Origin of the sequence: Streptococcus gwangjuense, from assembly GCF_003627155.1 — a bacterium.
Lineage (GTDB): Bacteria > Bacillota > Bacilli > Lactobacillales > Streptococcaceae > Streptococcus > Streptococcus gwangjuensis.
The window spans coordinates 1,481,342-1,505,590 of sequence record NZ_CP032621.1 but is presented as its reverse complement, the minus strand read 5'-3'; the positions used below and the strand labels follow the sequence as shown (position 1 = coordinate 1,505,590).

Here is a 24,249-nt window from a genome sequence, read left to right as displayed (position 1 = left end):
TACAAGGTGTGGTTGTATTTTATCTCTTAGACCAAGTTCTCTTCATAAAGAGAAGTAGGATTGGATAAATCTCCAAGCGCCCTGCAATCATTGCAAAGGAGAGGAGAATTTTTGAGATAGGACTAAAGATTGAGAAACTAGAAGTGGTTCCTAGAATAGGCCCGATATTATTAAAACAGCTAAAGACAGCGCTGGTCACAACCAGAAAATCATTGCTATCTAGGCTGACAATAAAGATAAGCGCTAGCAAAATCATAGCATAGATGACAAAGTACTTGAGAATCTTATGCTGGGTATCCTTGTCAATCACCGTTTTATTAACATGGAGGGTCAAAACACGGTGGGGCGATAGGATTGACAAAATTTGATTTTTGGCAATTTTTGAAAGGATAAGGCCTCGAATAACCTTGAGTCCACCTGCGGTTGAACCAGCAGAACCACCGATTCCCATGAGGAAGAGAAGGATAAACTGGGAGAAGAGGGGCCAGTTGGTAATATCTCCGTAACCAAAACCAGTCGTTGTAATGATATTGGAAACCTGGAAGAAGGCCATTTCAAAGCTCTTGGAAAAGCCTGGGTAGAGGTAGAGAGTATTAAGGCTAATCAAGCCTGTAGAAACCAGCACGATGACCAAATAAGCACGAAGTTCTTCATCTCCAAAGAAGGCTTTAACGCGACGGAGTATGAGGTAGTAGTAGAGGTTGAAATTTACCCCAAAAACCAAAACTCCGATACTAACCAGATAGGTAATCAGTGAGCTACCATAGTGAGCAATCCCGTCGTTATAGACGGTAAAGCCTCCTGTACCCGCAGTACCCATAGCGATGACAAAACTATCAAATAGGGGCATACCAGCCAGATAATAGAGGATGACAAAGAGGGAAAAGAGAGCTAGATAAAGGAGATAGAGAATCTGGGCAGTGTTTTTTAGTTTGGATACAACCTTACCAAAGACAGGACCAGGAACCTCAGCCTTCATCACTTCTAGGTGGCTATTTTTGGCATTATCCATAATAGCAAGTGCAAAAACAAGCACTCCCATCCCTCCAATCAAGTGGGTAAAACTTCGCCAGAAGAGGAGGGAACGACTGAGAACCGAAACGTCGTTCAGAATAGTTGCTCCGGTAGTTGTAAAGCCCGAACTGATTTCAAAAAAGGCATCGATAACGCTGGGAATTTGCCCAGCAAAAACAAAGGGGAGACCGCCAAAGAAAGACCAAAGGATCCAACAGAGGGCTACAATCAAGACTCCCTCCTTGGCATAAATTCGTTGATTTTTTGGCTTTTGTAAAATTCCTGAACCGCCTAGTAATACGAGAATCCCAATTGTTGTAAAGAGGGCTGTAAAGACTTGGCTCGATTCATGGTAATAGATAGCAATCGCAACAGGAACCAAAAGGAGAACAGCTTCAATCAAAAGTAACTTTGAAAGGAGATAACGAATCATACTTTTATTCATTTCTTACCTCGCGATCAAGTCATAAATCTTGGTGATGTTTGGCAACAAAGTTGTTACTAGGAGCTTGTCTCCAACTTCCAACATATCCTCTCCAGTAGGGAAAATAGTCTTGCCCTTTCGAATGATAGCTGCTATCAGAACCCCTTTTTTCAGTTTGAGTTGAGAAAGAGGTTTGGCAGTCATCTTATTAGCTTCCTTGATATGGAATTGCAGGGTTTCGATTTGGCCATTTGCTAGATGGTGCATGGCCTGAAGGTCTGAATACTGGGCATTAACCCGACCACGAATAAAGTGCATGATTGTATCTACAGCAATGCTTTTAGGTGTGATGATACTTGAAAAATCAGGCGCATTGATAATCTCGAGGAGACTGGTACGATTGACCTTGGTGATATTTTTTTGTACACCTACCCTGTCAAGGAACATAGAGGTAATCAGATTTTCCTCATCGACCCCTGTTAGAGTCGCAACGGCATCATAGTTTTGAGCACTTTCTTCCAGCAGGATATCTTTTGCGGTACCATCTCCTTGAACGATGTAGAGGTTTGGGAATTTCTCGCTAAAGAAGCTAGCGATTTCAGGATTGATTTCAATAACCTTGGTATCGATACGACTGTCTTTGAGGATACCTAGTAGATAATAGGCAATTCTACCAGCTCCAACAATAAGAAGACTCTTTACGGCACGAGACTTGAAATAATTATGGAAGAGCATCATGTCAACACGGTTACCAGTGACAAAGATTCTATCTTTATCCTGTACAGTCATGTCACCGCTTGGAATGATAATTTGATGATCTCTTTCTATAGCACAGACAATGACATTGCCAAATTTTTTCCGAAAATCAGAAATGGGCATTTGGCAAAGACCACTGGAGGATTTAACAGTGAATTCCATGAGGCTAACGCGTCCACCAAAGAAACGTTCGACAGAGAGGGCGTTGGGAAAGTCAATGATATTTGCGATAGCGCGGGCAGCCAAGAGCTCAGGATTAACGATAAGAGAAAAACCGAGAATATTCTTTTCCTTGAAATAAGAGTTAGAATATTCAGGGTTCCGCACCCGAACGATGGTTTCTTTAGCTCCCATTTTCTTAGCGAGAACGGCTGCAATCATATTCACTTCATCGTATTCGGTCAGGGCGATAAAGATATCACAATCCTGGACACTGGCTTGCTCAAGGATGGTAAAATCGGCCCCGTTACCAAGGATACCCATGATATCAAAGCGATTAACAATATGATTGAGAACAGCTTCGTCTTGCTCAATCAGCAAAACATCATGCTTTTCTGCAACCAAGGAGCGGCAGAGGGCAAAACCAACTTTTCCCCCTCCGACAAGGATAATTTTCATAATAAAACCTACTTCTTCATTATGTAACTATCATACCTTTTTTCAATAAAAAATGCACCTACTAGCTTATAACCAGAGTTTTTAGTAGGAAATTTGCTATAAGGTAAAACTATACCCTATACCTGTTAAATCTGGCCATTAAGTACCTTTGCACTATTCCTCTGGCTATTATCTTTTTGATGACAACCCACCTTAGTCAGTTTGCTTCCAGTTTAAATCAAATTGGTGTGCCTTACAAGATTGCCTATTCAGTCAGCCTGACCTTGCGTTATATTCCAGATTTGCAGGAAGAATTCTTTACCATCAAGATGTCTCAGGAAGCGCGTGGGATGGAATTATCCAAGAAAGCTTCTCTTATGCAACGAATCAAAGGCAATCTGCGCATTATTACTCCCTTGATTTTTAGCTCGTTAGAACGCATTGATACCATCGCGACTGCCATGGAGCTTCGCCGCTTTGGGAAAGAGAAAAAACGCACTTGGTATAGTTATCAGGCTTTGAAAAAAGGAGACTATCTTACCTTGTTCTTGGCAGCCTTGTTTTTAGTAGCTAGTTTACTACTTATCTTGCAGAATCAGGGACGATTTTACAACCCTTGGAAATAGCTTGAAAAAATTGAAAAAATCAAGTCGTTTCTATTGACAATGATTCTGAAAGTGTTATACTAAGAAAGTAGTTTCGCTGATTTACTTCAAACCTGTTGTGAGGTAAGTTAACGATGCCTTAACCACGCTGTTTGCTGAGCTTGACTCCGGGCAGTGTGGCTATTTTTTTGCAATGGTGAAAGGAAGCAAGTCATGACAAATCACATTGTATTATTTGAACCACAAATTCCACAAAATACAGGCAATATCGCGCGTACTTGCGCTGCGACCAATTCTCCCCTCCACATCATCAAGCCAATGGGCTTTCCTATTGATGACCGCAAGATGAAGCGAGCTGGATTGGATTATTGGGATAAACTAGAGATTTATTTTTACGAGAGTTTGGAGGATTTCATGTCTCAGATGAAGGGCAAACTCTATCTGATTTCTAAATTCGCGGAAAAAGTCTATTCTGAGGTGGATTTATCGACTGATGAAGACCATTATTTTCTATTTGGACGTGAAGACAAGGGCTTGCCTGAGGACTTTATGCGCGAACATCCTGAGAAAGCTCTCCGTATTCCTATGAATGATGAACATGTCCGCAGTCTCAATGTGTCTAATACCGTCTGCATGATTGTCTATGAGGCCCTCCGCCAGCAGAACTTTGCAGGTCTTGAGCTCGTCCACACCTATGAAGTGGATAAATTGAAATAAAAAATGAAAATGAAAATGAACAAAATGCTTGCGCTTGCAAGCGTTTTTTGTTATGATAAAAGAGTCTTCAGGGCAGGGTGTGATTCCCGACCGGCGGTGACTTTAACTAGGAAATGATCTTTTCCTTTTATACTTTGTTGACAAGCTTTGCCTAACCAGAAGTTATGCCTACAGCTTGTCGCCTAGTCTAAAAGAAAAATCTCTATTTCCTTCTCTTTAAAGAAGTCCGCGAGCGCAAGCTGATGTGGTGAGATTCCACAACCGACAGTATAGTCTGGATGGGAGAAGACGAAAGAATAGCTTTGTCTGTTCTGATAGATTTATAGCTAAACTGTAACCGCTTGCTTGAATTTCCTTGATAGAGTGAGAGGGAACTTTTGGGATATAAAAAGTGAGAATAGATAGAGGAGTCCTTTCTAACTTCTTCTGATTTTATAGAAAATTGGAGGAACCTGTTATGACAAACACACGTCGACTTTCGACCATTGCGATTTTATCAGCCATCTCATTTGTGCTGATGTACTTTGACTTTCCGCTTTTACCAGCGGCGTCCTTCCTCAAGATCGAATTTAGTATCTTGCCAGTCCTTGTGGGCTTGGTGGTCATGGATTTGCCTGCTGCTCTAGGAATTCTCTTGCTTCGCTCACTCTTGAAATTGCTTCTTAATAGTCAAGGAGTGAATACTTACATTGGTTTGCCGATGAATATCGTAGCTTTGGGAGTTTTTGTCATCGTCTTTGCTTTGATTTGGAAAAAGGAACGGACAACCCTTCGTTTCCTACTAGGCTCTCTAGCTGGAACTATTGGTTTAACCGTGGCTATGTTGGTTCTCAACTATGTTTACGCTGTTCCTTTGTACGCTAAGTTTGCTAACTTTGATATTGGAAAAATTTTGGGACTTTCCAACTACCTAATGACCATGGTATTACCTTTTAACTTGATTGAGGGTGTCATCTTTTCCGTTTCATTCTGGTTGTTGTATGTTCTTTTGAAACCAACCTTAAAACATTATGAAAGATAAACAAACATTTTTAATGAAGGGCAGTTTTGCCCTTTTACTTTTCGTTATTCTTGGCTACATGGTCAAATTTTACCCTGAAACGCTAGTCGGTTTTGACCAACCAATACAGACTGCCGTTCGAGGAGACTTGCCAGATTACTTGACTATTCTGTTCAAGGCCATCACACGTCTGATTGATATTCCAGTGATTATTACTTGGGTTGTCATTACAGCCTTTATCTTTTATTTTAAGAGATGGAAGATAGAAAGTTTCTTCATGCTGGGAAATCTGGCTTTGGCAGCTCTTTTAATCGTTACCTTTAAAAATATCTACCAGCGCCCACGACCAGCTATTTTACACTTGGTTGAGGAGAAGGGATTTTCCTTTCCAAGCGGCCATTCTCTGGCTGTAACCTTGATGGTCGGTTCTCTGATTGTCATTCTCAGTCAACGGATGAAAAATCCAGTCTGGAGAAAAATCGTACAAATCGTCCTTGGCCTCTACCTAGTCAGTGTGTTGGTATCAAGGGTCTATCTGGGAGTTCATTATCCATCAGACGTTCTTGCCAGTCTCTGTGTGGGTTTGGGAGTTTTGTTTATCGAATTTCCCTTCTATGACAAGCTCCGCTTCCAATGGCGATTTAAAGGCAAGCAGAAGTGAATATCAAATTCTCTTGAGGAGAAGGAAATGAAAGTCAACATAAAAGCTCTCAATCCGACTCAACTATACTTATCAGAAAAGAAACTAGCAGGCATCCAGACACTTTATCAGTCGGCAGAAATAATCCATGTTGCTCCAATCAGTATTCTTGCGTTCGGAGATTACTTGTTGATTACAGATGGGCATCACAGGGCTTATCAGGCTTTATTGGCAGGTCGGGATACGATTTCTGCTGAGTGGGATAGAGATGGTGGTGATGAACTATATCATCTCTATGCGCAAGCCTGCGAAGAAAGAAAAATCTACTCTGTTCTGGATTTAAAAAATCATATCTTAGCTCAAGATGAGTATGAAGCAAAATGGTATAACTGGTGTGATGGTTTTAATCAAGCAGCAACTCTTTTGTTGAAAAGGAAAGCAGATGAAACAGACCCTACAAATAGATAATTCACTGCGTCTGGTTCCTTATTATAAGGTCAATCATTGTGATGAAGCTTTTGCTTGGTATCAGAATGTGGACTTAGTTTACCTCGTAGATGGGGTGAAGCTTCCTTATAGTCAAGAAACTTTGGAAGCCATGTATTCCTATTTGGATCAGCATGGTGAGCTTTTTTGGATTGAAGTCAAGGAGAAGGGTGAATGGTTTCCAATTGGGGATGTTACACTATCTCAGGACAATCTCCCCATTGTGATTGGAAATCCCGCTTACCAACATCGAGGACTTGGAAAAAAGATCCTAAGTACTTTGATTGAATTGGCTCGAATAAAAGGATGGAAAGAATTGAGAGTCAAGGAAATCTACACTTACAATCATGTATCTAGGCGCTGTTTCAAGTCGCTTGGATTTGTGGAAAATGGAGCAACAGAAAAAGGAACGAGTTTTGTATTGAAATTAGTCTAATCTAACTTGTTTTTTAACTAAAAATCTGATAAACTAAGTAGTAATTGAATAGAAATCTGCAAGACTAGTAACTCAAGGGAAGTATATCAGGGAGGAGAGCCGTGACTGAAAGCTCTCCATATGAAAGCTGGGCGAATTCACTTGCGCATGGATTTAGAAATGAAGGTCTGACTTGTCAGATAAAAACGGATGGTACCGCGTGTCAACGCTCCGAGTGGAGTTTTTGGCATGTGGTTTTCTTTTTATCTACGAGCGACTGATGGAGGAATTATGTCAACTATTGAAGAACAATTAAAAGCGCTTCGCGAAGAAACGCTGGCTAGCTTGAAGCAGATTACTGCTGAAAATGAAAAAGAGATGCAAGACTTGCGTGTCTCTGTCCTTGGTAAAAAGGGTTCGCTCACTGAAATCCTCAAAGGGATGAAAGATGTTTCTGCTGAGATGCGTCCAATCATCGGGAAACACGTCAATGAAGCTCGTGATGTCTTAACAGCAGCCTTTGAAGAAACAGCTAAGCTTTTGGAAGAAAAGAAAGTTGCAGCTCAATTGGCTAGCGAGAGCATTGATGTGACACTTCCAGGGCGTCCTGTTGCGACTGGTCACCGTCATGTTCTTACACAAACAAGTGAAGAAATCGAAGATATTTTCATTGGAATGGGTTACCAAGTCGTGGATGGTTTTGAAGTGGAGCAAGACTACTATAACTTTGAACGTATGAACCTTCCAAAAGACCACCCAGCTCGTGATATGCAGGATACTTTCTATATTACTGAAGAAATCTTGCTCCGTACCCACACGTCTCCAGTTCAAGCGCGTGCCATGGATGCCCATGATTTTTCTAAAGGTCCTTTGAAGATGATCTCGCCAGGGCGTGTGTTCCGTCGTGACACAGACGATGCGACTCACAGTCACCAGTTCCACCAAATCGAAGGTTTGGTTGTTGGGAAAAATATTTCTATGGCTGACCTTCAAGGAACGCTTCAATTGATCGTTCAAAAAATGTTCGGTGAAGAGCGTCAAATCCGTCTGCGTCCATCTTACTTCCCATTCACAGAGCCATCTGTTGAGGTGGATGTTTCTTGCTTCAAGTGTGGTGGAGAAGGCTGTAACGTATGTAAGAAAACAGGTTGGATCGAAATTATGGGTGCCGGTATGGTTCACCCACGTGTCCTTGAAATGAGTGGTATCGATGCGACTGTTTACTCGGGCTTTGCCTTTGGTCTTGGACAAGAGCGTGTAGCTATGCTCCGTTATGGAATCAACGATATCCGTGGATTCTACCAAGGAGATGTCCGCTTCTCAGAACAGTTTAAATAATGATTAGAAAAGTAGAAATGGCAGATGTTGAGGTGTTGGCTAAAATAGCCAAACAAACCTTTCGTGAAACATTTGCTCATGATAATACGGAAGAGCAGTTACAGGAATACTTTGAAGAGGCTTATAGTCTGAAAACTTTATCAACTGAGTTGGAAAATTCTGACTCCGAAACCTATTTCATTATGCGCGAAGAGGAGATAGCTGGTTTTCTCAAAGTCAACTGGGGAAGTGCTCAGACTGAGAGAGAATTAGAGGATGCTTTTGAAATTCAACGCCTCTATGTGCTACAAAAATTCCAAGGATTTGGACTAGGTAAGCAATTGTTTGAATTCGCTCTTGAACTTGCTACAAAAAATAGTTTTTCTTGGGCTTGGCTAGGTGTTTGGGAGCATAATACAAAAGCTCAAGCATTTTATAATCGATATGGTTTTGAAAAATTTAGCCAACATCATTTTATGGTTGGTCAAAAAGTAGATACGGATTGGTTACTGAGAAAGAAATTAAGGTAAGAAGATGATTCTTCTATTGAAATGATAGGAAAGGAAAAGAACCAGAGTGACAACTGTCATTCTGGAAAACTAAATTATGCTTGTATCTTATAAATGGTTAAAAGAATTGGTGGACATTGATGTGCCATCACAAGAGTTGGCTGAAAAAATGTCAACTACAGGGATCGAGGTAGAAGGTGTGGAATCACCGGCTGCCGGTCTCTCAAAAATTGTCGTCGGTGAGGTCTTGTCTTGCGAAGATGTGCCAGAAACTCACCTTCATGTTTGTCAGGTTAACGTTGGCGAGGAAGAAGCTCGTCAAATCGTTTGTGGTGCACCGAATGTGCGTGCTGGTATCAAGGTTATGGTGGCTCTTCCGGGAGCTCGTATCGCTGACAACTACAAAATCAAAAAAGGAAAAATCCGTGGCTTGGAGTCACTTGGAATGATTTGTTCACTTGGTGAATTGGGTATTTCTGACTCAGTTGTGCCTAAGGAATTCGCAGATGGCATCCAAATCTTGCCAGAAAATGCCGTTCCAGGTGAGGAAGTCTTCTCATATCTAGACTTGGATGATGAAATCATCGAACTGTCTATCACACCAAACCGTGCAGATGCCCTTTCTATGCGTGGAGTGGCTCACGAAGTGGCAGCTATCTATGATAAGGCAGTCAACTTTAAAGAATTTACTCTTTCAGAAACTGACCAAGCTGCAACAGATGCTCTTTCTGTGGGCATTGAGACAGACAAGGCGCCTTACTATGCAGCTCGTATCTTGGACAATGTGACTATCGCACCAAGTCCACAATGGTTGCAAAACCTTCTCATGAACGAAGGAATCCGTCCAATCAATAACGTAGTGGACGTGACCAACTATATTCTGCTCTACTTTGGTCAACCAATGCACGCCTTTGACTTGGATACCTTTGAAGGGAGCGACATCCGTGTACGTGAAGCGCGCGTCGGTGAAAAATTGGTGACCTTGGATGGTGAAGAACGTGACTTGGACGTGAATGACTTAGTTATCACTGTCGCAGACAAGCCAGTTGCTCTTGCAGGTGTTATGGGTGGTCAAGCAACAGAAATCTCTGAAAGATCTAGTCGTGTCGTCCTTGAAGCTGCTGTTTTCAATGGCAAATCTATCCGTAAGACCAGCGGTCGCCTTAACCTTCGTTCAGAATCGTCTTCTCGCTTTGAAAAAGGGATCAATGTGGCAACTGTTAACGAAGCTCTTGATGCGGCAGCTAGCATGATTGCAGAGCTTGCAGGTGCGACTGTGCGTAAAGGCATCGTTTCAGCGGGTGAGCTTGATACCTCTGATGTGGAAGTTTCTTCAACTCTTGCTGATGTTAACCGTGTCCTTGGAACAGAGCTTTCATACGCTGATGTAGAAGACGTCTTCCGTCGTCTTGGCTTTGGTCTTTCTGGAAATGCAGACAGCTTTACAGTCAGCGTCCCACGTCGTCGTTGGGATATCACAATCGAGGCAGACCTCTTTGAAGAAATCGCTCGTATTTATGGTTATGATCGCTTGCCAACCAGCCTTCCAAAAGATGATGGTACAGCTGGTGAATTGACAGCTACACAAAAACTCCGCCGTCAAGTTCGTACGATTGCTGAAGGGGCAGGTTTGACAGAAATCATCACCTACGCTCTAACAACTCCTGAAAAAGCAGTTGAGTTTACAGCTCAACCAAGTAACCTTACAGAACTTATGTGGCCCATGACTGTGGACCGTTCTGTCCTCCGTCAAAATATGATTTCTGGTATCCTAGATACAGTTGCTTACAACGTGGCTCGTAAGAATAAAAACTTGGCTCTTTACGAGATTGGAAAAGTCTTTGAACAAACAGGTAATCCAAAAGAAGAACTTCCAAATGAAATCAACAGCTTTGCCTTTGCCTTGACAGGCTTGGTTGCTGAAAAAGATTTCCAAACAGCAGCAGTTCCAGTTGATTTCTTCTATGCTAAGGGAATCCTTGAATCCCTCTTTGCTCGTTTGGGACTCCAAGTAACTTATACAGCAACATCTGAAATCGCTAGCCTTCATCCAGGTCGTACAGCTATGATTTCACTCGGTGACCAAGTTCTTGGTTTCCTTGGCCAAGTGCATCCAGTCACTGCTAAGGCTTACGATATTCCAGAAACGTATGTAGCTGAGCTCAACCTTTCAGCCATCGAAGCTGCCCTTCAACCAGCTGCTCCATTTGTGGAAATCACCAAATTCCCAGCAGTCAGCCGTGACGTTGCACTCCTTCTCAAGGCAGAAGTGACCCACCAAGAAGTTGTGGACGCTATCCAAGCTGCCGGCGTGAAACGTTTGACAGATATCAAACTCTTTGACGTTTTCTCAGGCGAAAAATTGGGACTTGGTATGAAGTCAATGGCTTATAGCTTGACTTTCCAAAATCCAGAAGATAGCTTAACGGACGAAGAAGTCGCACGCTATATGGAAAAAATCCAAGCGTCTCTTGAAGAAAAAGTCAATGCAGAAGTACGTTAAAGTATCAATCCATCCTTTGGGGTGGATTTTTGCTTTTCAAATAACCATTCAGGATCAAAAATAGACAGTTGAGGAACAGAAGAGATAAATTAGAATTTAGCACTGTATAATGTACTCATAACTCAAAGTACCCTAAGATTTTTTACTAAAATGAGGATGATAAAAATGGACAGAAATCATTGTAAAGGCTATCAAAAAGGAGTATAATGAGTGCAAGACATTTCGGAGGTGAAAGATGCTAGAAGTAAGAAGTCTAGAGAAAAGTTTTGGACCCAAGCAAGTTTTGTTTGGTATTGACTTTCAAGCACGACCAGGTCGTATTTTGGGATTAGTAGGGAAAAACGGTGCTGGGAAAACAACGATTTTCCACAGTATTTTGAAGTTTTTAGAATACCAAGGAGAAATCAGTCTAGATGGTCAGGATATTCGTCAAGAGACCTATGCTCGGATTGGCTATCTGCCTGAAGAACGCAGTCTCATGCCTAAATTGACAGTCCTTGAACAAGTTCGCTATTTGGCGACTCTAAAAGGTATGGATGCTAAGGAAATCAGGGAAAAACTTCCTCAATGGATGAAGAGGTTGGAAGTGAAAGGGAAGCTGACAGATAAAATTAAGAGTCTGTCAAAAGGAAATCAGCAGAAGATTCAGCTCATTATTACTCTGATTCATGAACCAGACTTGATTATCTTGGATGAGCCTTTCAGTGGATTGGACCCAGTTAATACAGAATTGCTCAAACAAGTTATTTTTCAGGAAAAAGAGCGCGGAGCAACCATTATCTTTTCTGACCATGTCATGACCAACGTCGAGGAGCTTTGTGACGATATTCTCATGATTCGAGATGGTCGTGTGGTCTTGCATGGGCCAGTTCAGGATGTCCGCAATCAATACGGGAAAACGCGTCTCTTTGTTTCAAGTGAACGAAGCAAGGAAGAATTGGAAAACCTTCCTCATGTCAAACAGGTGAGCTTGACCAAACAAGGTAGTTGGAAATTGATCTTAGAGGATGAGAGCGCTGGAAGGGAACTCTTCCCAATCTTGACTCAGGGGCAATACATCACAACCTTTGACCAGCAAGCGCCAACAATTGATGAAATCTTTAAACTAGAATCAGGGGTGGAAGTATGAGCAATATGTGGGTTGTAATGAAGGAAACCTATCTTCGACATGTCAAATCGTGGAGTTTCTTCTTTATGGTGATTTCACCATTCTTGTTTATCGGTCTCTCTGGAGGAATTGGCTATCTCCAAGGCTCTTCTATGGCCAAAAATAGTAAGATAGCAGTAGTAACAACTGTGCCATCTGTGGAAGATGGGCTCAAGGGTACTAATGGTATCAACTTTGATTATAAGGATGAAGCCAGTGCCCAAGCTGCTATCAAAGATGAGAAAATCAAGGGTTACCTAACTATTGATCAAGAGGATAGTGTCATCAAAGCCGTTTACCATGGTGAAACTTCTCTTGAAACAGGCATCAAGCTAGCAGTGACCAATAAACTCAATGAGCTTCAAGGTCAACTCAATCGCTCGGCGGCTAATTTGTCTCAAGAACAGGAAAAACGCCTGAGTCAAACCGTTGATTTTACTGAGAAGATTGATGAATCTAAGGAAAACAAAAAAATTGTTCAAACCATTGCGGCCGCAGGGCTTGGTTTCTTCCTTTATATGATTTTGATTACCTATGCTAGTGTCACTGCTCAGGAAGTGGCTAGTGAGAAAGGAACCAAAATTATGGAGGTGGTCTTCTCTAGTATCCGAGCTAGTCATTATTTCTACGCTCGCATGCTGGCTCTGCTTCTTGTGATTTTGACCCATATTGGCATTTACGTCGTGGGTGGACTTGCTGCCATTCTTCTCTTTAAAGACCTACCAATCTTGGCACAATCTGGTATTTTAAACCATATAGGAGAGGCTTTCTCGCTCAACACCTTATTGTTTGTCTTGGTTAGCCTCTTTATGTACGTTGTTTTAGCAGCCTTCCTAGGTTCTATGGTTTCTCGTCCTGAGGATGCAGGAAAAGCCTTGTCGCCTTTGATGATTTTGATTATAGGTGGTTTTTTTGGAGTGACAGCTCTAGGTGCAGCTGGTGACAATCTCATCTTGAAGATTGGTTCATATATTCCCTTTATTTCGACTTTCTTCATGCCGTTTAGAGCTATTAATGGTTATGCAAATGGGTTAGAATCATGGATTTCGCTTGCTATTACGATTGCTTTTGCAGTAACGGCAACAGTCTTTATCGGACGTATGTATGCTAGTCTCGTTCTGCAAACAGATGATTTAGGTCCTTGGAAAACCTTTAAACGTGCCTTATCTTATAAATAGAAGAGCCTCGCGAAAGCGAGGTTTTTTAGAGATAAAAAGAGTGGAATTCAGAAAAATATTTTTCATATCTATTGACTTTTAGGGGTGAAATTTGGTATTATAGTAGGCGGTATTGTTTACCCCATTTGAAAGGCCCCGGAACCTTCCAAATACTTTTCGATGGGAAGGAACACCCATCATCGTAAACAAAAATCGAACTATATATAGGAGAAATCATGAACAAAACAACATTTATGGCTAAACCAGGCCAAGTTGAACGTAAATGGTACGTAGTTGACGCAACTGATGTACCACTTGGACGTCTTTCTGCAGTAGTTGCTAGCGTACTTCGCGGAAAAAACAAACCAACATTTACACCACACACTGATACAGGTGACTTTGTGATTGTTATCAATGCTGAAAAAGTTAAATTGACTGGTAAAAAAGCAACTGATAAAATCTACTACACTCACTCAAACCACCCAGGTGGATTGAAACAAATCTCTGCAGGTGAACTTCGTTCTAAAAATGCAGTACGTTTGATTGAGAAATCAGTTAAAGGTATGCTTCCACACAATACACTTGGACGCGCTCAAGGTATGAAGTTGAAAGTATTTGTTGGAGCTGAGCACACTCACGCTGCACAACAACCAGAAGTTCTTGACATTTCAGGACTTATCTAAGGAAAGGAACAATAAAGTATGTCACAAGCACAATATGCAGGTACTGGACGTCGTAAAAACGCTGTTGCACGCGTTCGCCTTGTTCCAGGAACTGGTAAAATCACTGTTAACAAAAAAGATGTTGAAGAGTACATCCCACACGCTGACCTTCGTCTTGTAATCAACCAACCATTCGCAGTTACTTCAACTGCAGGTTCATACGACGTTTTCGTTAACGTTGTAGGTGGTGGATACGCTGGTCAATCAGGAGCTATCCGTCACGGTATCGCTCGTGCCCTTCTTCAAGTAGACCCAGACTTCCGCGATTCATTGAAACGCGCAGGACTTCTTACACGTGACTCACGTAAAGTTGAACGTAAGAAACCAGGTCTTAAGAAAGCTCGTAAAGCATCACAATTCTCAAAACGTTAATTCGAAAGAATTACTATACTTACAGAGAGCACCTTTCGGGGTGTTCTTTTTTGTATTTTCTTACTAAATTGGTGCAATTGACACAGTTGTTGCGACTTTAGTCGCTTACAAATGTGGCTGCAACCTGACGAAGTCAGTTGCCTCAAAACGTTAATCAATGCTATTATATCAACGTTTCGAAACACTTCATGGTTTACACTATGGGGTGTTTTTTTAAAAGTTTACCTTATTGTTTTAGGGAAATTATAGTCAATTGAAATAAGAACAAGACAAAAGAGCCTTAAAAAAAGTATTGTAACGTGGTAATACCTTTTTGAGGTGCTTTTTGATATGAGCCCATGTTTTCTCAATAGGATTGTACTCAGGTGAGTAGAGATGAAGTGGTAAAAGTTTATGCCCAAATTATTCACATAAGCGCTCTAGCTTACCCCATTCTATGGAATCTTGCATTATTCATAATATAGTTGCTTAGTTTTAAAAAAGTATGTTATAATAAATTTATGGTATATAGTACAGATTTTAAACAAAGTTACCAAATGTTTTATATCTTCACTTCAACCATTTAGGGACTTGACTTTTCTTTCCAAAACAATTACAATGAAGGTACGAAGTTTATGTGTTGTTCTGATGATTAGTCATCTGGTTGTCAGATGCACTTTTTATTTAATTGTCAATGATCTCAATCGATAGGGATTATTATTTTAATTTTGAATATCGCTATCAGCTATAACTAAATTTTATCGCTATAAGCGATATTTTTCAAGAGATTTTTGAAACTTTTTTAAAAAATTTTGAAGAGGAACAACTATGGCGTTTGCAGAACGTTTAAAGGAATTACGAAAACAAGCTAATCTAACTCAAGTCGAACTAGCAAAGCGATTAGGAATAGGACAATCTTCTTATGCAGATTGGGAGAGAGGTAGGAAAAAACCGACCCAAGAAAATCTAGTTAAAATTTCGCAAGTATTGAGTGTTTCAATAGACTATTTAGTTGGAAATTCAGAAGAAAAATCAAATGATTTAGACAATATTGAATTGCTTTTCCGTATGAACTCAAAAGGACTGACCGACGAAGAAAAGGAAATTTTCAAAAAAGAGTTGATTGAGTTTATGAAGGAGCGGAAGAAGGCTTTTAATAAAGGAGAGTAAAATACAACTAATAGGCTTAATGATGGTCAGATAATGTGTTATATAATCAAACAACCAAGATGGTTGAAAATGCTGTTTGATTTTTTATTCACAGTATGATAACATGTATATAAAATTCTTAAAAATTTGTCTATAATAAATGGAAAGAAGGATATTTTGGAATCGTTAATAACAATATTTATTTTAATTGCTGCTTTCTCTATCTATTATACTTTTGCAAAAAACAAATTTAGAAAATACGGTAATTCTCCAGTTAATAAAAAAATTGATCTAATTTACTCAAAGTGGTATAGAACAAGTGCCTATCTATTGAATAGAAAAAGTACAACTATATACGAGATTGATAAATTGTTATATTCATTAAAAGAAGAATTGAAGGATGTTGGTATTTCTGAAAATGACATTAAATCTTATATAGAAATGCTTAAGGCATATAAAGAAAATGTCCAATTTGGTATTAAAGATGTATTAATTGGAATACTAACTTTTGTTACTACAAACTCACTAGTAACCGATTATGTAAAAAATAATCAGGATAGCATTGTCAAGGCGATCAATACATATCTTTCTAACCCTGAAAATGTTAATCAAGCCATAAATGCATTGATAATTTTTATAGCAATAGTAGTCTTGTTTGCTGTTATTTGGGTGATGATAAAAGTGGCTACACTAGATACTATTCATAAAAAAAGTCAAAGACTATTTGTTTTAAATGGTCTTCTCAATATGTGGAATTATAAAGAGAATCAAGTTGTAGAAAAAATATCAGATATTAATGAGCCGGAAGCTGAAACGGTATATGTGAACTTAAAGTTTGGAAAATCAAAAACAGATGAATTTATTGTTACTTCTTTAGGAGAAAACACTGATAAATATTTTTTTGCTATCTATGATAAATTCGTTACTATGCTAGATAATTTAAATGATAAAGTAAAAATAATTCTTCAGTTTATATTAGCGATTTTGCTTCCAAACATACTGGGTTTAGCTTTGTATTCAATCACCTCTCTTCTTATCTTGATTTGGTGTGGCGTTATTAATTTAACTTTTGTTATTGCGGTAATTACATCAGCTTTTTTATTGATTATGATAGTGATTATTTCCATGATGTATTTCGGAATGTTTAAATCAACATTCGAAAAATATAAATCAATGCCTAATACTTCTGTGAACGTTAGAAAGATGTCCAAAGTCAATTATTCTCAAATAATTTTAGCCTGCCTTATCTATGGTTGTGTAGCATACACATTCCATAACATTCATTGGTTCTTATACTTTAGTCTGTTGCCCCCGGCATTTGTTATTTTTATGTCTATACGTTGGTCTCCAGAAATTAATAATAGTCAGGATAATAATTCTGAGGTAAGCCACTCTACAAACGCTAATAGTTAATAAAATGGTAGACAATTGTCTACTTTTTTTATATAATGAACTCAATCAATTTGGTTTATTTTTGTTATTTATACTTAAAGGAGGTACAGTTCTTTGGATGAATTGTATGCAAGAGTAAGTAATGTTATAAAACAGAAACTGTATCAGTACATAAAAGATCAGAATATCTCCCTACTGGATTATCACTTTACGGACTTTTTTCAGTATTGTATTAAAGAAAACAAAATTCAGGTTATGAGTCATCATTTTACAAATCGTAAGATTGAAGGATTGACAATAATTGACCAAGATGGAATAAGCTTTTCCTATGAAAGAGATAATCCAAAAGTTAAGCAGAATTTTACTCTTTGTCATGAACTAGGCCATTTTATTCTTAACCATAGTGGTACGTGCTTTACTGAATCTGTATATAATCAGGAAAATGTATTAGAAAGAGAGGCGAATATCTTTTTAGCTGTTGTATTGATGCCCGATATTGTGCTATTGTCTAAAATTTATTACAGTTGTGAAAGCTTCCAAAAAGTACAAAATAGCCTAGAAGTTTCAAAGCAAGCCTTGTATTTTCGTTTATTGGATCTCTTGCGTGAGTATTTCCCTAATAAAGAAGGTCAAATTAAATCGGCTATTGAAGACTATATCCAGAGAAACAATGCTTCAATTCATAATTTTTTTCATAATATTAAAGAAAAAATAATTGCAGAATTTAATCAATATGGACCTCCTTTGATGAATCAGATTCGAAATCGAATTGATGAAAAGGGATTTGTTTCTAGTCAAGAGGTACCAGAGTTACTTCATCAAGAAAATTGGGCTAATTTAAAAGAAAATATTAAACATTTGAAAATTTGGCTAGTATATAATAAGGGCAAACAAATAGCATATGCTTGGGATAGTTTGAAGTTATCAGATGAACAAGCAAGGAAAAAGCTGAATTACAATTATTATTAATGTGAGGTGAATTTAATGTATCAACCAGAAAAACTTAAAGCTCGTAGAAAAGAGCTTGGCATGACTCAAAAAGAAATTTCAGACCAATTAGGTATAACGTTTCAAGCTTACTCAGCTTGGGAGCGTGGAATAAAAGAACCATCGAAAGAAAAGGTCTCTCAATTAGAAAAGATTCTGAATGTTTCAGTAGGATATTTTACCGAGATTGAAATAGTACAGATATATAATAGTCTTTCAAATAACGGAAAAGAAAAAGTAGTAGCTTATGCTCACGACTTGTTGGAAGAAGAGAAAAGTAAAAAAGTGACATATATTTCAGAAAAACTTTTTGAATATCATGTTTACGAAAGAATGTCTGCAGGTATTGGTGCTTCTGTTTATGGTGACCGTAATTTTGATACAGTCTATTTTAATGAGGAGTTGGCTCATGATTTTGCTTCTTGGGTATCAGGTGATTCAATGGAACCAAAATACCATAATGGATCTGTAGCACTGATTCGAGAGACTGGTTTTGATTATGATGGAGCTGTGTACGCAGTTGTATGGAACAATCAAACCTATATTAAAAGAGTCTATCGCGAAGAAGAAGGGTTACGTTTAGTTTCGATTAATCCTAAATACAAAGATATTTACCTCTCCTATGATGAGGATCCACGGGTTGTAGGAATCATTGTTGGGAATTTTGTACCTATGGAGGGTTAGGTTGTGGGATATTTTGATTACCCAGTTGTATGTTGGCAGACTGACAGGAATATTTGAAGTCAAATCCGACAAGAGAAAAGAGCGATATACAGGGCAAGTGACTGAAATAAGTCCGTCTAAAATCACAATAAAAACAGCTGATAAGTACCAGTTACTACAAGTAGCTGACATTTTGGGCATCAGTTTAATGGAGGAATTGACAGATGAGTAGGAGAGAAATTTATAAGGATAAATTACAGTTTGACTATTTCTCGGATTCCTAAATTAATTTTGAAGAAGACTTCTATAAGTATTCAGCTATGGATGTACGATTGACATTCCTCACTGATGATATACTAAGAGAAATGGTGATGAGCCATAAGAATTATTTCAAACTCAATAAAGAGAACAGTAAAGACGGACGAGATCACTATTTTTACTTTAAAATTGAAATGAGTGATGAAAGCAAGACGGTTCGGAAGTATCAGTATTTGAGGGTGTTTAGTAGTGCACAATGAAAATTGGTTTTACTCTCTCGGACTGAGTCAATTTAGTCCATCTATGATATAATGTATAATACGAAAATATTATCAAAAATATACGTTATGGTATAAAAATCAATTTAAAAGAATAAATACCATGTTAACCAATGAGGAGTTTTATGACTGTTTTAAATGCTGTATCACTATTTTCTAGTATAGGAATTGCGGAATATTATTTAAAAGATATTGGAATAAATGTAGTTCTTGCAAATGAGATAGATAGCAAAAGATCTAAAGCACATTTAGATATTTATCCAAGTACTGAAATTATTTCAGGAGACATTACCGATAAAGATATTAGAAAAGATATTATTTTAAAAGCTGATAAATTAAATGTAGAATTATTGATTGCAACTCCACCTTGTCAAGGAGTATCATTAGCTGGCTTAAATAAGAAATCAGAGGACTACCTAAAAGATGCTAGAAATTTCTTAATATTAGAAGCTATAAAGATTTTTGAAGAATTATTACCTAGCTATTTTTTAATTGAAAATGTTCCGAGATTTAAAAAAATGCTGTTTCCAGTGGATGGTGAGTATATAGACTTAGAAGAATTGTTAATTAAAAAATTTGGTAGCAGTTATAATATTAAAGTTGAGGAATTGAACTCTGCTAACTTTTCAGTACCACAAAGTAGAGCCCGAATAGTTTATCGTATATGGAAAAAAGGGCTAAAATGGGACATCGACAACTCTAAAAAAATTGTCACACTAGAAGAAGCTATTGGAGATTTACCTTCTCTTGAATCAGGTGAAGATTCAGGGTTAAAAAATCACTTTGCGAGACTCCATCCAGAGAACCATATTTTAGCTATGAAACATACTCCGACAGGAAAGAGTGCATTTGATAATTTGGAGTACTATCCGAAAAAGAAAACCGGTGAAAAAATCAAGGGATACAATAATACATATAAACGGATGAATTGGGATAGACCTGCACCAACTGTCACAATGAGGAATGAGATTATTTCATCTCAAGAAAATGTTCATCCTGGTAGAGAACTTCCTGATGGTACATGGAGTGATGCTCGAGTCCTAAGTTTGCGAGAATTACTGATTGTATCGTCATTACCAGCGGAGATGGAAATTCCAAAATCTTTAAGCGAAAGACAATTTAGAACATTAGTTGGTGAGGGAATACCACCGTTGATGATGAAGAGCATATTGGAAGGAGTTGTCGTGTGAGTAAATTTAAAATTTTATCAATGTTTTCTAGTGCTGGTATTTCAGAAACGTACTTTGAGGATATCGGTTTAGAAGTAACAGTAGCAAACGAATTGGTTTCAGAGAGGGCTGACTATTATCGTCGGCTACATCCAGATACAAATATGATTCAGGGTGATATAGTCGACAAAGAAATATATGATAAAGTAATATCCGAATCGAAAAAGTGTGGGGTAAACATGATAATTAGTACCCCACCTTGTCAAGGAATGAGTACTTTAGGAAAAAAACAATATTACAACGATGCTAGAAATGAATTGTTTTGGCATACTTTAAATGCAGTTGAAGATCTTGATCCTGACTTTGTTTTTATTGAAAATGTTCCTAAGTTTTTGAAAATGAAGTTTCAATACTCTAAAATGGATTTAACCTTTGAAGAAATTTTAAATGAAAAGTTTTCAGACAAATATATAGTTGAATCTCAAATTTTAAACGCTAAGGATTATGGAGTACCACAAAGTAGACCAAGAGCAATAATTAAACTCTACAAAAAAAAGTACTTGTGGCCTTGGCCTAAAAAGGAGGACAAAGTAGTTACACTTAGAGATGCAATCTGGGATTTGCCCAGCTTAGAATCTGGAGAAGTGAGTTCTATACAGTGGCATAGAGCGTTGAAAGTCAGCGATATGCACCGTGAGGTAATGTCGCATACCCCTGAAGGGAAAAGTGCTATGACTAATGAAGTGTACTATCCTAAGAAAAAAGACGGAAGCAAAGTTAAAGGTTTTCATAACACTTATAAAAGGATGAAGTGGGATGAACCGTCACCTACTAGGGCTACAAATAACTATATGATAAGCGGACATAATAATGTTCACCCCGGTAGAGAAAGGGAGGATGGAACGTGGTCAGATGCTAGAGCGATGACATTACGTGAAGTTATAATTGTTTCCTCATTACCACTTGATTGGGGTATTCCAGCTACTCTTACAGATAAGGAAGATAAGTTCGTCAGACTTTTAATTGGAGAGTCCATCCCTCCATTATTGAGTAAAAAAATCATTGAGCAAATTTTAATTGCTAATGAGGTGAATTATGAGAAATTATAATCGATCAAGTTTACATGAAAAATGGACATTGATGAAGTATTTCAATGATTTTGAAATGTTGACTCTATATGCAAGTGCTATTCGTTCTAATACATCAATATCTGATTCTGGTATAGAATCTCTAATGACGAAAATGATTGAGGAAGGAAAATATAAACCAAGAGAAAAATTAAGTATTGATACTGGGAAGTTTAAAACCATTCAAGTAGCATGGTACATGTTTGGTTTTTATGAAAAAGGAAGAAAGGCAAACAAAAAGTTTGTTTTTTCACCATTAGGTAATTTATTGTTAGATTTTTTAGGTGATCATGATTCGGTTGCTAAAATATTTACTAGTATGCTTTTTGGAAATCCATTCAGAAATCCTTTTTCACGAATGAGTTCAGAATTTAATATATATCCTTTTCGTCTACTATTTAAGCTACTGCTTGATGATAGATTGAATAGACAACTGTATAATGATGAAATATTTTATTTAGTTATGTTCATGAAAACTTGCACTGACAAAGAATACGATTCACTAATAAATGATATTTTAGAATTACGTGCTTTAAAAACAGATGATAAATTGTTGTTATTTAAAAAAGACGAAAGTGTATTAGCGAATGCTATCCATGAGTGGCGATACACATCAAAATTGCTTGAAGGTGCGAATATCTTAGAGATTACTGAAGGAAATAGGATTGGTAGCCTAATTCAAGGGAATAATACAGGATCCCGTGCTTACCGAACGGATTATGTTAGTTTAAATCCTGCCATTGTTCCATTTGTTGTGGAAATGTTAGACAGTTTTTCATACTCAGAGTTGCCATATACTGAAGAAGAAATACAATCTAAATTTTCGGATGATTATTGGATTTCGTTTTATAACTTCTATCCTAAGCTACTTTTAGATGAACTAGGTATTTCTCATGAAGAAGATAATAAAGAATTACTTGAAATCGTTTCAGGTATTACGACATATTCGATGAATATGAACGACGGAGACCCTGATAGATTTGAAAAAGCATTAGAGTCATCATTCAATTTATTTATTGATGTAGATGCTAAACAAATTGGAGGTCCTAGTAATACTGATGTTGAATGTCTCTATACTTACAATACAGGAATGAAGACTTTTGCTATTGAAGCTAAGTCTACAAGAAATAAGTTAAACTTGGTTAATACTTCACGCTTAAAATCACACAGGATTAAAATTGGTGCAGAGTATACATTATTAGTAACTTCTAACTACACACCTGGAGTAGTATCAGATATACGAAATAATGAAATAGTTTTACTTAAATCATCAATCCTCTCAAACTACTTATATCAGAGTATAAAGTTTAAAGGAAGAGATTTAACATATAAATTTTTAGATGAATTGATAACAAGTAATCTAGGGAAAGATATATCATATGAATTAAAAAATTATATTTTTGATGAGTTTGGTGTAGGTGTGAAATAGATAGCTACTGAAATAAGTAAAAGACGATAGCAAAATGAATTGTTATCGTCTTTGTTATCCATCGCTTTAAGATGGTTCAATAATTTCAGTCTAAGAATTCTCAAAACTCATCAATACATAACCTTTTAACTGGTTGGGTGTCATCAAGACGAGTTCTTCATAAGAAGGGAAAGTTATATTTAGAAATTGAATGGTATTGGTCGAATACCTCTAGGAAGTCTTAGAGGATGATGTGGGGTTCCATTTTTATTTTTTTAAGACAATATAGATTCGGTATAAGTTCCTTAATGATATTTTCCCTATCCATATACATGCCATTATTTCCCCAGCAGGCAACTACTAAATCAGATTGTGCTACACATTCTAAAATATATTTATCATTTTCGTTTCCGATAGGATTATCAGTTAAATATATATCCTTTGGGTAAGTGCTTCTAAAAGCAAATAAGTTAGCCATAAGTAAGGTTCCATATCCCCAATCTTTGACGTAATTTATACATCGTGTGATTGTCGAATCATCGATAGTTTCATCGGCAATTGATGGATTTAAACCAATAAAAAGAATTGTAGGTTTTGTTGAATCTCAGGCACGAGATAGTTTATAGCGATAAATCTGATCGTCTGAAATAGTAGCTTCTTTTTGCATAGTTAACCTCCGTTTTCTTCTATTATATCACTAAATATTTTTCTAAGAAAAATATTTATAAATTATTTAGATTACTTTTGATATAATAGAATCAGAAACATATAGGAGATTATAAATGAGAAATAAACAAATCACATGCCAACAATGTAAATCTTTAATTGAATATGATCCTACATCTATCCATGAAGGTCTCAGGGATTTTGAGGAGATAGTCTGTCCGCGATGTGGCTACGTTATGACACGAGTTTTTACCGATTTAATTCCATCTGTCCGAGTGGTAGATTAGTATAATAGAAGTGGAGATATTACATTTCTACTCATGCTCAGTTATTTACTTTTGGTACAGTTTAAAATTAAATCAAAGATTGTAATTTTTGTTAAAAAGTAAAAGTGATAAATTTGAGAAATTAATCCTAATTGAAATACCCTTATTGTATCAAATTTATTCAATTTTTTTGAAAGAAAAAAGCAGTACAAGTCTGCTAAAGTTTGATGTAAAGCTATTTATAAATTACTTGAAATCAAACCGTTTCAAACCAGGTCTTAAGAAAGCTCGTAAAGCATCACAATTTAGTAAACGTTAATCAATACGATTATATCAACGTTTACAGACATTCAAGAATTTTCTCTTGGATGTCTTTTTTTGTCTGAAAATCAAGAGTTTCCCTGAAAATTTCCACCATTGATTTTTACAGCAGAAACATGAAATATTTTTAATACATATTTTTAAAAATGCTCGATCTTATTTTTAGTATAAAAGTTATAATATCTTTTGCTGAATATTTACTAAA

22 protein-coding genes, 4 pseudogenes and 1 riboswitch are annotated in these 24,249 nt (G+C 37.5%); of the genes and pseudogenes, 22 read left to right on the top strand and 4 right to left on the bottom strand.

Features of this window, described 5'->3' with window-relative positions; all coding sequences use genetic code 11:
• Nucleotides 1-19 precede the first annotated feature (19 nt).
• A complete protein-coding gene (locus D7D53_RS07490; protein WP_120770605.1) occupies nucleotides 20-1,459 on the bottom strand; it encodes a TrkH family potassium uptake protein in 1,440 nt (479 codons plus the stop codon).
• A 3-nt stretch (nucleotides 1,460-1,462) separates the two neighbouring features.
• Complete coding sequence (gene trkA, locus D7D53_RS07485) at nucleotides 1,463-2,812, bottom strand: Trk system potassium transporter TrkA (protein WP_070482190.1); 1,350 nt, start codon at nucleotides 2,810-2,812, stop codon at nucleotides 1,463-1,465.
• A 119-nt stretch (nucleotides 2,813-2,931) separates the two neighbouring features.
• Here trkA and D7D53_RS07480 point away from each other — a divergent pair.
• From D7D53_RS07480 to rpsI, 13 genes and pseudogenes are all read left to right on the top strand, one after another.
• Nucleotides 2,932-3,417: pseudogene (locus D7D53_RS07480) on the top strand (energy-coupling factor transporter transmembrane component T family protein); the annotation flags it as partial.
• Nucleotides 3,418-3,609: 192 nt separating this feature from the next.
• Entirely contained in the window at nucleotides 3,610-4,113 is a 504-nt protein-coding gene (locus tag D7D53_RS07475) for a tRNA (cytidine(34)-2'-O)-methyltransferase (protein WP_000181388.1), read from the top strand.
• A gap of 59 nt (nucleotides 4,114-4,172) precedes the next feature.
• Nucleotides 4,173-4,407: riboswitch (FMN riboswitch) on the top strand.
• 163 nt (nucleotides 4,408-4,570) lie between these two features.
• On the top strand, nucleotides 4,571-5,134 hold the full coding sequence (locus D7D53_RS07470; protein ID WP_000185823.1) for an ECF transporter S component: 564 nt from the start codon (nucleotides 4,571-4,573) through the stop codon (nucleotides 5,132-5,134).
• Nucleotides 5,124-5,774 carry a phosphatase PAP2 family protein gene (locus tag D7D53_RS07465; protein ID WP_120770604.1) on the top strand — a complete coding sequence of 217 codons (651 nt, stop codon included), beginning with the start codon at nucleotides 5,124-5,126 and terminating at the stop codon, nucleotides 5,772-5,774. The genes D7D53_RS07470 and D7D53_RS07465 overlap by 11 nt, the downstream gene beginning before the upstream one ends.
• Before the next feature lie 27 nt (nucleotides 5,775-5,801).
• Nucleotides 5,802-6,221, top strand: coding sequence for a chromosome partitioning protein ParB (locus D7D53_RS07460; protein ID WP_120770603.1), 420 nt, complete (start codon nucleotides 5,802-5,804; stop codon nucleotides 6,219-6,221).
• Nucleotides 6,222-6,225: 4 nt separating this feature from the next.
• Entirely contained in the window at nucleotides 6,226-6,675 is a 450-nt protein-coding gene (locus D7D53_RS07455; protein ID WP_162927918.1) for a GNAT family N-acetyltransferase, read from the top strand.
• A gap of 270 nt (nucleotides 6,676-6,945) precedes the next feature.
• Nucleotides 6,946-7,992, top strand: a complete 1,047-nt coding sequence (pheS, locus tag D7D53_RS07450) for a phenylalanine--tRNA ligase subunit alpha (protein WP_000103743.1) — start codon at nucleotides 6,946-6,948, stop codon at nucleotides 7,990-7,992.
• Nucleotides 7,992-8,501 carry a GNAT family N-acetyltransferase gene (locus tag D7D53_RS07445; RefSeq protein WP_094753033.1) on the top strand — a complete coding sequence of 170 codons (510 nt, stop codon included), beginning with the start codon at nucleotides 7,992-7,994 and terminating at the stop codon, nucleotides 8,499-8,501. The genes pheS and D7D53_RS07445 overlap by 1 nt, the downstream gene beginning before the upstream one ends.
• Before the next feature lie 76 nt (nucleotides 8,502-8,577).
• Nucleotides 8,578-10,983 (top strand): phenylalanine--tRNA ligase subunit beta, encoded by a 2,406-nt coding sequence (gene pheT / locus D7D53_RS07440; protein ID WP_120770601.1) that lies wholly within the window; start codon nucleotides 8,578-8,580, stop codon nucleotides 10,981-10,983.
• A 235-nt stretch (nucleotides 10,984-11,218) separates the two neighbouring features.
• A complete protein-coding gene (locus D7D53_RS07435) occupies nucleotides 11,219-12,112 on the top strand; it encodes an ABC transporter ATP-binding protein (RefSeq protein WP_120770600.1) in 894 nt (297 codons plus the stop codon).
• Complete coding sequence (locus D7D53_RS07430) at nucleotides 12,109-13,308, top strand: ABC transporter permease (protein ID WP_120770599.1); 1,200 nt, start codon at nucleotides 12,109-12,111, stop codon at nucleotides 13,306-13,308. The genes D7D53_RS07435 and D7D53_RS07430 overlap by 4 nt, the downstream gene beginning before the upstream one ends.
• 215 nt (nucleotides 13,309-13,523) lie before the next feature.
• Nucleotides 13,524-13,970 (top strand): 50S ribosomal protein L13, encoded by a 447-nt coding sequence (gene rplM / locus D7D53_RS07425; protein WP_001044624.1) that lies wholly within the window; start codon nucleotides 13,524-13,526, stop codon nucleotides 13,968-13,970.
• 18 nt (nucleotides 13,971-13,988) lie between these two features.
• Complete coding sequence (gene rpsI, locus D7D53_RS07420) at nucleotides 13,989-14,381, top strand: 30S ribosomal protein S9 (RefSeq protein WP_000075964.1); 393 nt, start codon at nucleotides 13,989-13,991, stop codon at nucleotides 14,379-14,381.
• Nucleotides 14,382-14,630: 249 nt separating this feature from the next.
• Here the strand turns inward: rpsI and D7D53_RS07415 are convergent.
• Nucleotides 14,631-14,865 (bottom strand): annotated as a pseudogene (locus tag D7D53_RS07415) (transposase); the annotation flags it as partial.
• A 323-nt stretch (nucleotides 14,866-15,188) separates the two neighbouring features.
• Between D7D53_RS07415 and D7D53_RS07410 the strand changes: the two are divergent.
• The 9 genes and pseudogenes from D7D53_RS07410 to D7D53_RS07370 all read left to right on the top strand — a co-directional run bounded on the left by D7D53_RS07410 (nucleotide 15,189) and on the right by D7D53_RS07370 (nucleotide 22,812).
• Nucleotides 15,189-15,530: a helix-turn-helix domain-containing protein gene (locus D7D53_RS07410; protein ID WP_120770598.1), complete on the top strand. Its 342-nt coding sequence runs from the start codon at nucleotides 15,189-15,191 to the stop codon at nucleotides 15,528-15,530.
• A 156-nt stretch (nucleotides 15,531-15,686) separates the two neighbouring features.
• The gene (locus D7D53_RS07405; protein WP_120770597.1) at nucleotides 15,687-16,922 is read left to right on the top strand and encodes a hypothetical protein; all 1,236 of its coding nucleotides are present in this window, start codon (nucleotides 15,687-15,689) and stop codon (nucleotides 16,920-16,922) included.
• Nucleotides 16,923-17,015: 93 nt separating this feature from the next.
• Nucleotides 17,016-17,875, top strand: a pseudogene (locus D7D53_RS07400) (ImmA/IrrE family metallo-endopeptidase).
• A gap of 10 nt (nucleotides 17,876-17,885) precedes the next feature.
• Entirely contained in the window at nucleotides 17,886-18,572 is a 687-nt protein-coding gene (locus D7D53_RS07395; RefSeq protein WP_120770595.1) for an XRE family transcriptional regulator, read from the top strand.
• Nucleotide 18,573: 1 nt separating this feature from the next.
• On the top strand, nucleotides 18,574-18,783 hold the full coding sequence (locus D7D53_RS07390) for a hypothetical protein (RefSeq protein ID WP_120770594.1): 210 nt from the start codon (nucleotides 18,574-18,576) through the stop codon (nucleotides 18,781-18,783).
• A gap of 52 nt (nucleotides 18,784-18,835) precedes the next feature.
• The gene (locus D7D53_RS10215; protein ID WP_245941814.1) at nucleotides 18,836-19,069 is read left to right on the top strand and encodes a DUF5960 family protein; all 234 of its coding nucleotides are present in this window, start codon (nucleotides 18,836-18,838) and stop codon (nucleotides 19,067-19,069) included.
• Nucleotides 19,070-19,212: 143 nt separating this feature from the next.
• Nucleotides 19,213-20,277, top strand: a complete 1,065-nt coding sequence (locus D7D53_RS07380; protein WP_162927889.1) for a DNA cytosine methyltransferase — start codon at nucleotides 19,213-19,215, stop codon at nucleotides 20,275-20,277.
• Nucleotides 20,274-21,365, top strand: coding sequence for a DNA cytosine methyltransferase (locus D7D53_RS07375; RefSeq protein WP_218961674.1), 1,092 nt, complete (start codon nucleotides 20,274-20,276; stop codon nucleotides 21,363-21,365). The genes D7D53_RS07380 and D7D53_RS07375 overlap by 4 nt, the downstream gene beginning before the upstream one ends.
• The gene (locus tag D7D53_RS07370; protein WP_120770592.1) at nucleotides 21,352-22,812 is read left to right on the top strand and encodes a hypothetical protein; all 1,461 of its coding nucleotides are present in this window, start codon (nucleotides 21,352-21,354) and stop codon (nucleotides 22,810-22,812) included. The genes D7D53_RS07375 and D7D53_RS07370 overlap by 14 nt, the downstream gene beginning before the upstream one ends.
• A 179-nt stretch (nucleotides 22,813-22,991) precedes the next feature.
• Here the strand turns inward: D7D53_RS07370 and D7D53_RS07365 are convergent.
• Nucleotides 22,992-23,458 (bottom strand): annotated as a pseudogene (locus D7D53_RS07365) (DUF1643 domain-containing protein).
• Nucleotides 23,459-24,249 lie beyond the last annotated feature (791 nt).

Excerpts from the sequence above, each read along its gene's own strand:
- D7D53_RS07490 (WP_120770605.1), bottom strand. The coding sequence starts at position 1,459 with ATGAATAAAAGTATGATTCGTTATCTCCTTTCAAAGTTACTTTTGATT.
- trkA (WP_070482190.1), bottom strand. The coding sequence starts at position 2,812 with ATGAAAATTATCCTTGTCGGAGGGGGAAAAGTTGGTTTTGCCCTCTGC.
- D7D53_RS07475 (WP_000181388.1), top strand. The coding sequence starts at position 3,610 with ATGACAAATCACATTGTATTATTTGAACCACAAATTCCACAAAATACA.
- D7D53_RS07470 (WP_000185823.1), top strand. The coding sequence starts at position 4,571 with ATGACAAACACACGTCGACTTTCGACCATTGCGATTTTATCAGCCATC.
- D7D53_RS07465 (WP_120770604.1), top strand. The coding sequence starts at position 5,124 with ATGAAAGATAAACAAACATTTTTAATGAAGGGCAGTTTTGCCCTTTTA.
- D7D53_RS07460 (WP_120770603.1), top strand. The coding sequence starts at position 5,802 with ATGAAAGTCAACATAAAAGCTCTCAATCCGACTCAACTATACTTATCA.
- pheS (WP_000103743.1), top strand. The coding sequence starts at position 6,946 with ATGTCAACTATTGAAGAACAATTAAAAGCGCTTCGCGAAGAAACGCTG.
- D7D53_RS07445 (WP_094753033.1), top strand. The coding sequence starts at position 7,992 with ATGATTAGAAAAGTAGAAATGGCAGATGTTGAGGTGTTGGCTAAAATA.
- pheT (WP_120770601.1), top strand. The coding sequence starts at position 8,578 with ATGCTTGTATCTTATAAATGGTTAAAAGAATTGGTGGACATTGATGTG.
- D7D53_RS07435 (WP_120770600.1), top strand. The coding sequence starts at position 11,219 with ATGCTAGAAGTAAGAAGTCTAGAGAAAAGTTTTGGACCCAAGCAAGTT.
- D7D53_RS07430 (WP_120770599.1), top strand. The coding sequence starts at position 12,109 with ATGAGCAATATGTGGGTTGTAATGAAGGAAACCTATCTTCGACATGTC.
- rplM (WP_001044624.1), top strand. The coding sequence starts at position 13,524 with ATGAACAAAACAACATTTATGGCTAAACCAGGCCAAGTTGAACGTAAA.
- rpsI (WP_000075964.1), top strand. The coding sequence starts at position 13,989 with ATGTCACAAGCACAATATGCAGGTACTGGACGTCGTAAAAACGCTGTT.
- D7D53_RS07410 (WP_120770598.1), top strand. The coding sequence starts at position 15,189 with ATGGCGTTTGCAGAACGTTTAAAGGAATTACGAAAACAAGCTAATCTA.
- D7D53_RS07395 (WP_120770595.1), top strand. The coding sequence starts at position 17,886 with ATGTATCAACCAGAAAAACTTAAAGCTCGTAGAAAAGAGCTTGGCATG.
- D7D53_RS07380 (WP_162927889.1), top strand. The coding sequence starts at position 19,213 with ATGACTGTTTTAAATGCTGTATCACTATTTTCTAGTATAGGAATTGCG.
- D7D53_RS07370 (WP_120770592.1), top strand. The coding sequence starts at position 21,352 with ATGAGAAATTATAATCGATCAAGTTTACATGAAAAATGGACATTGATG.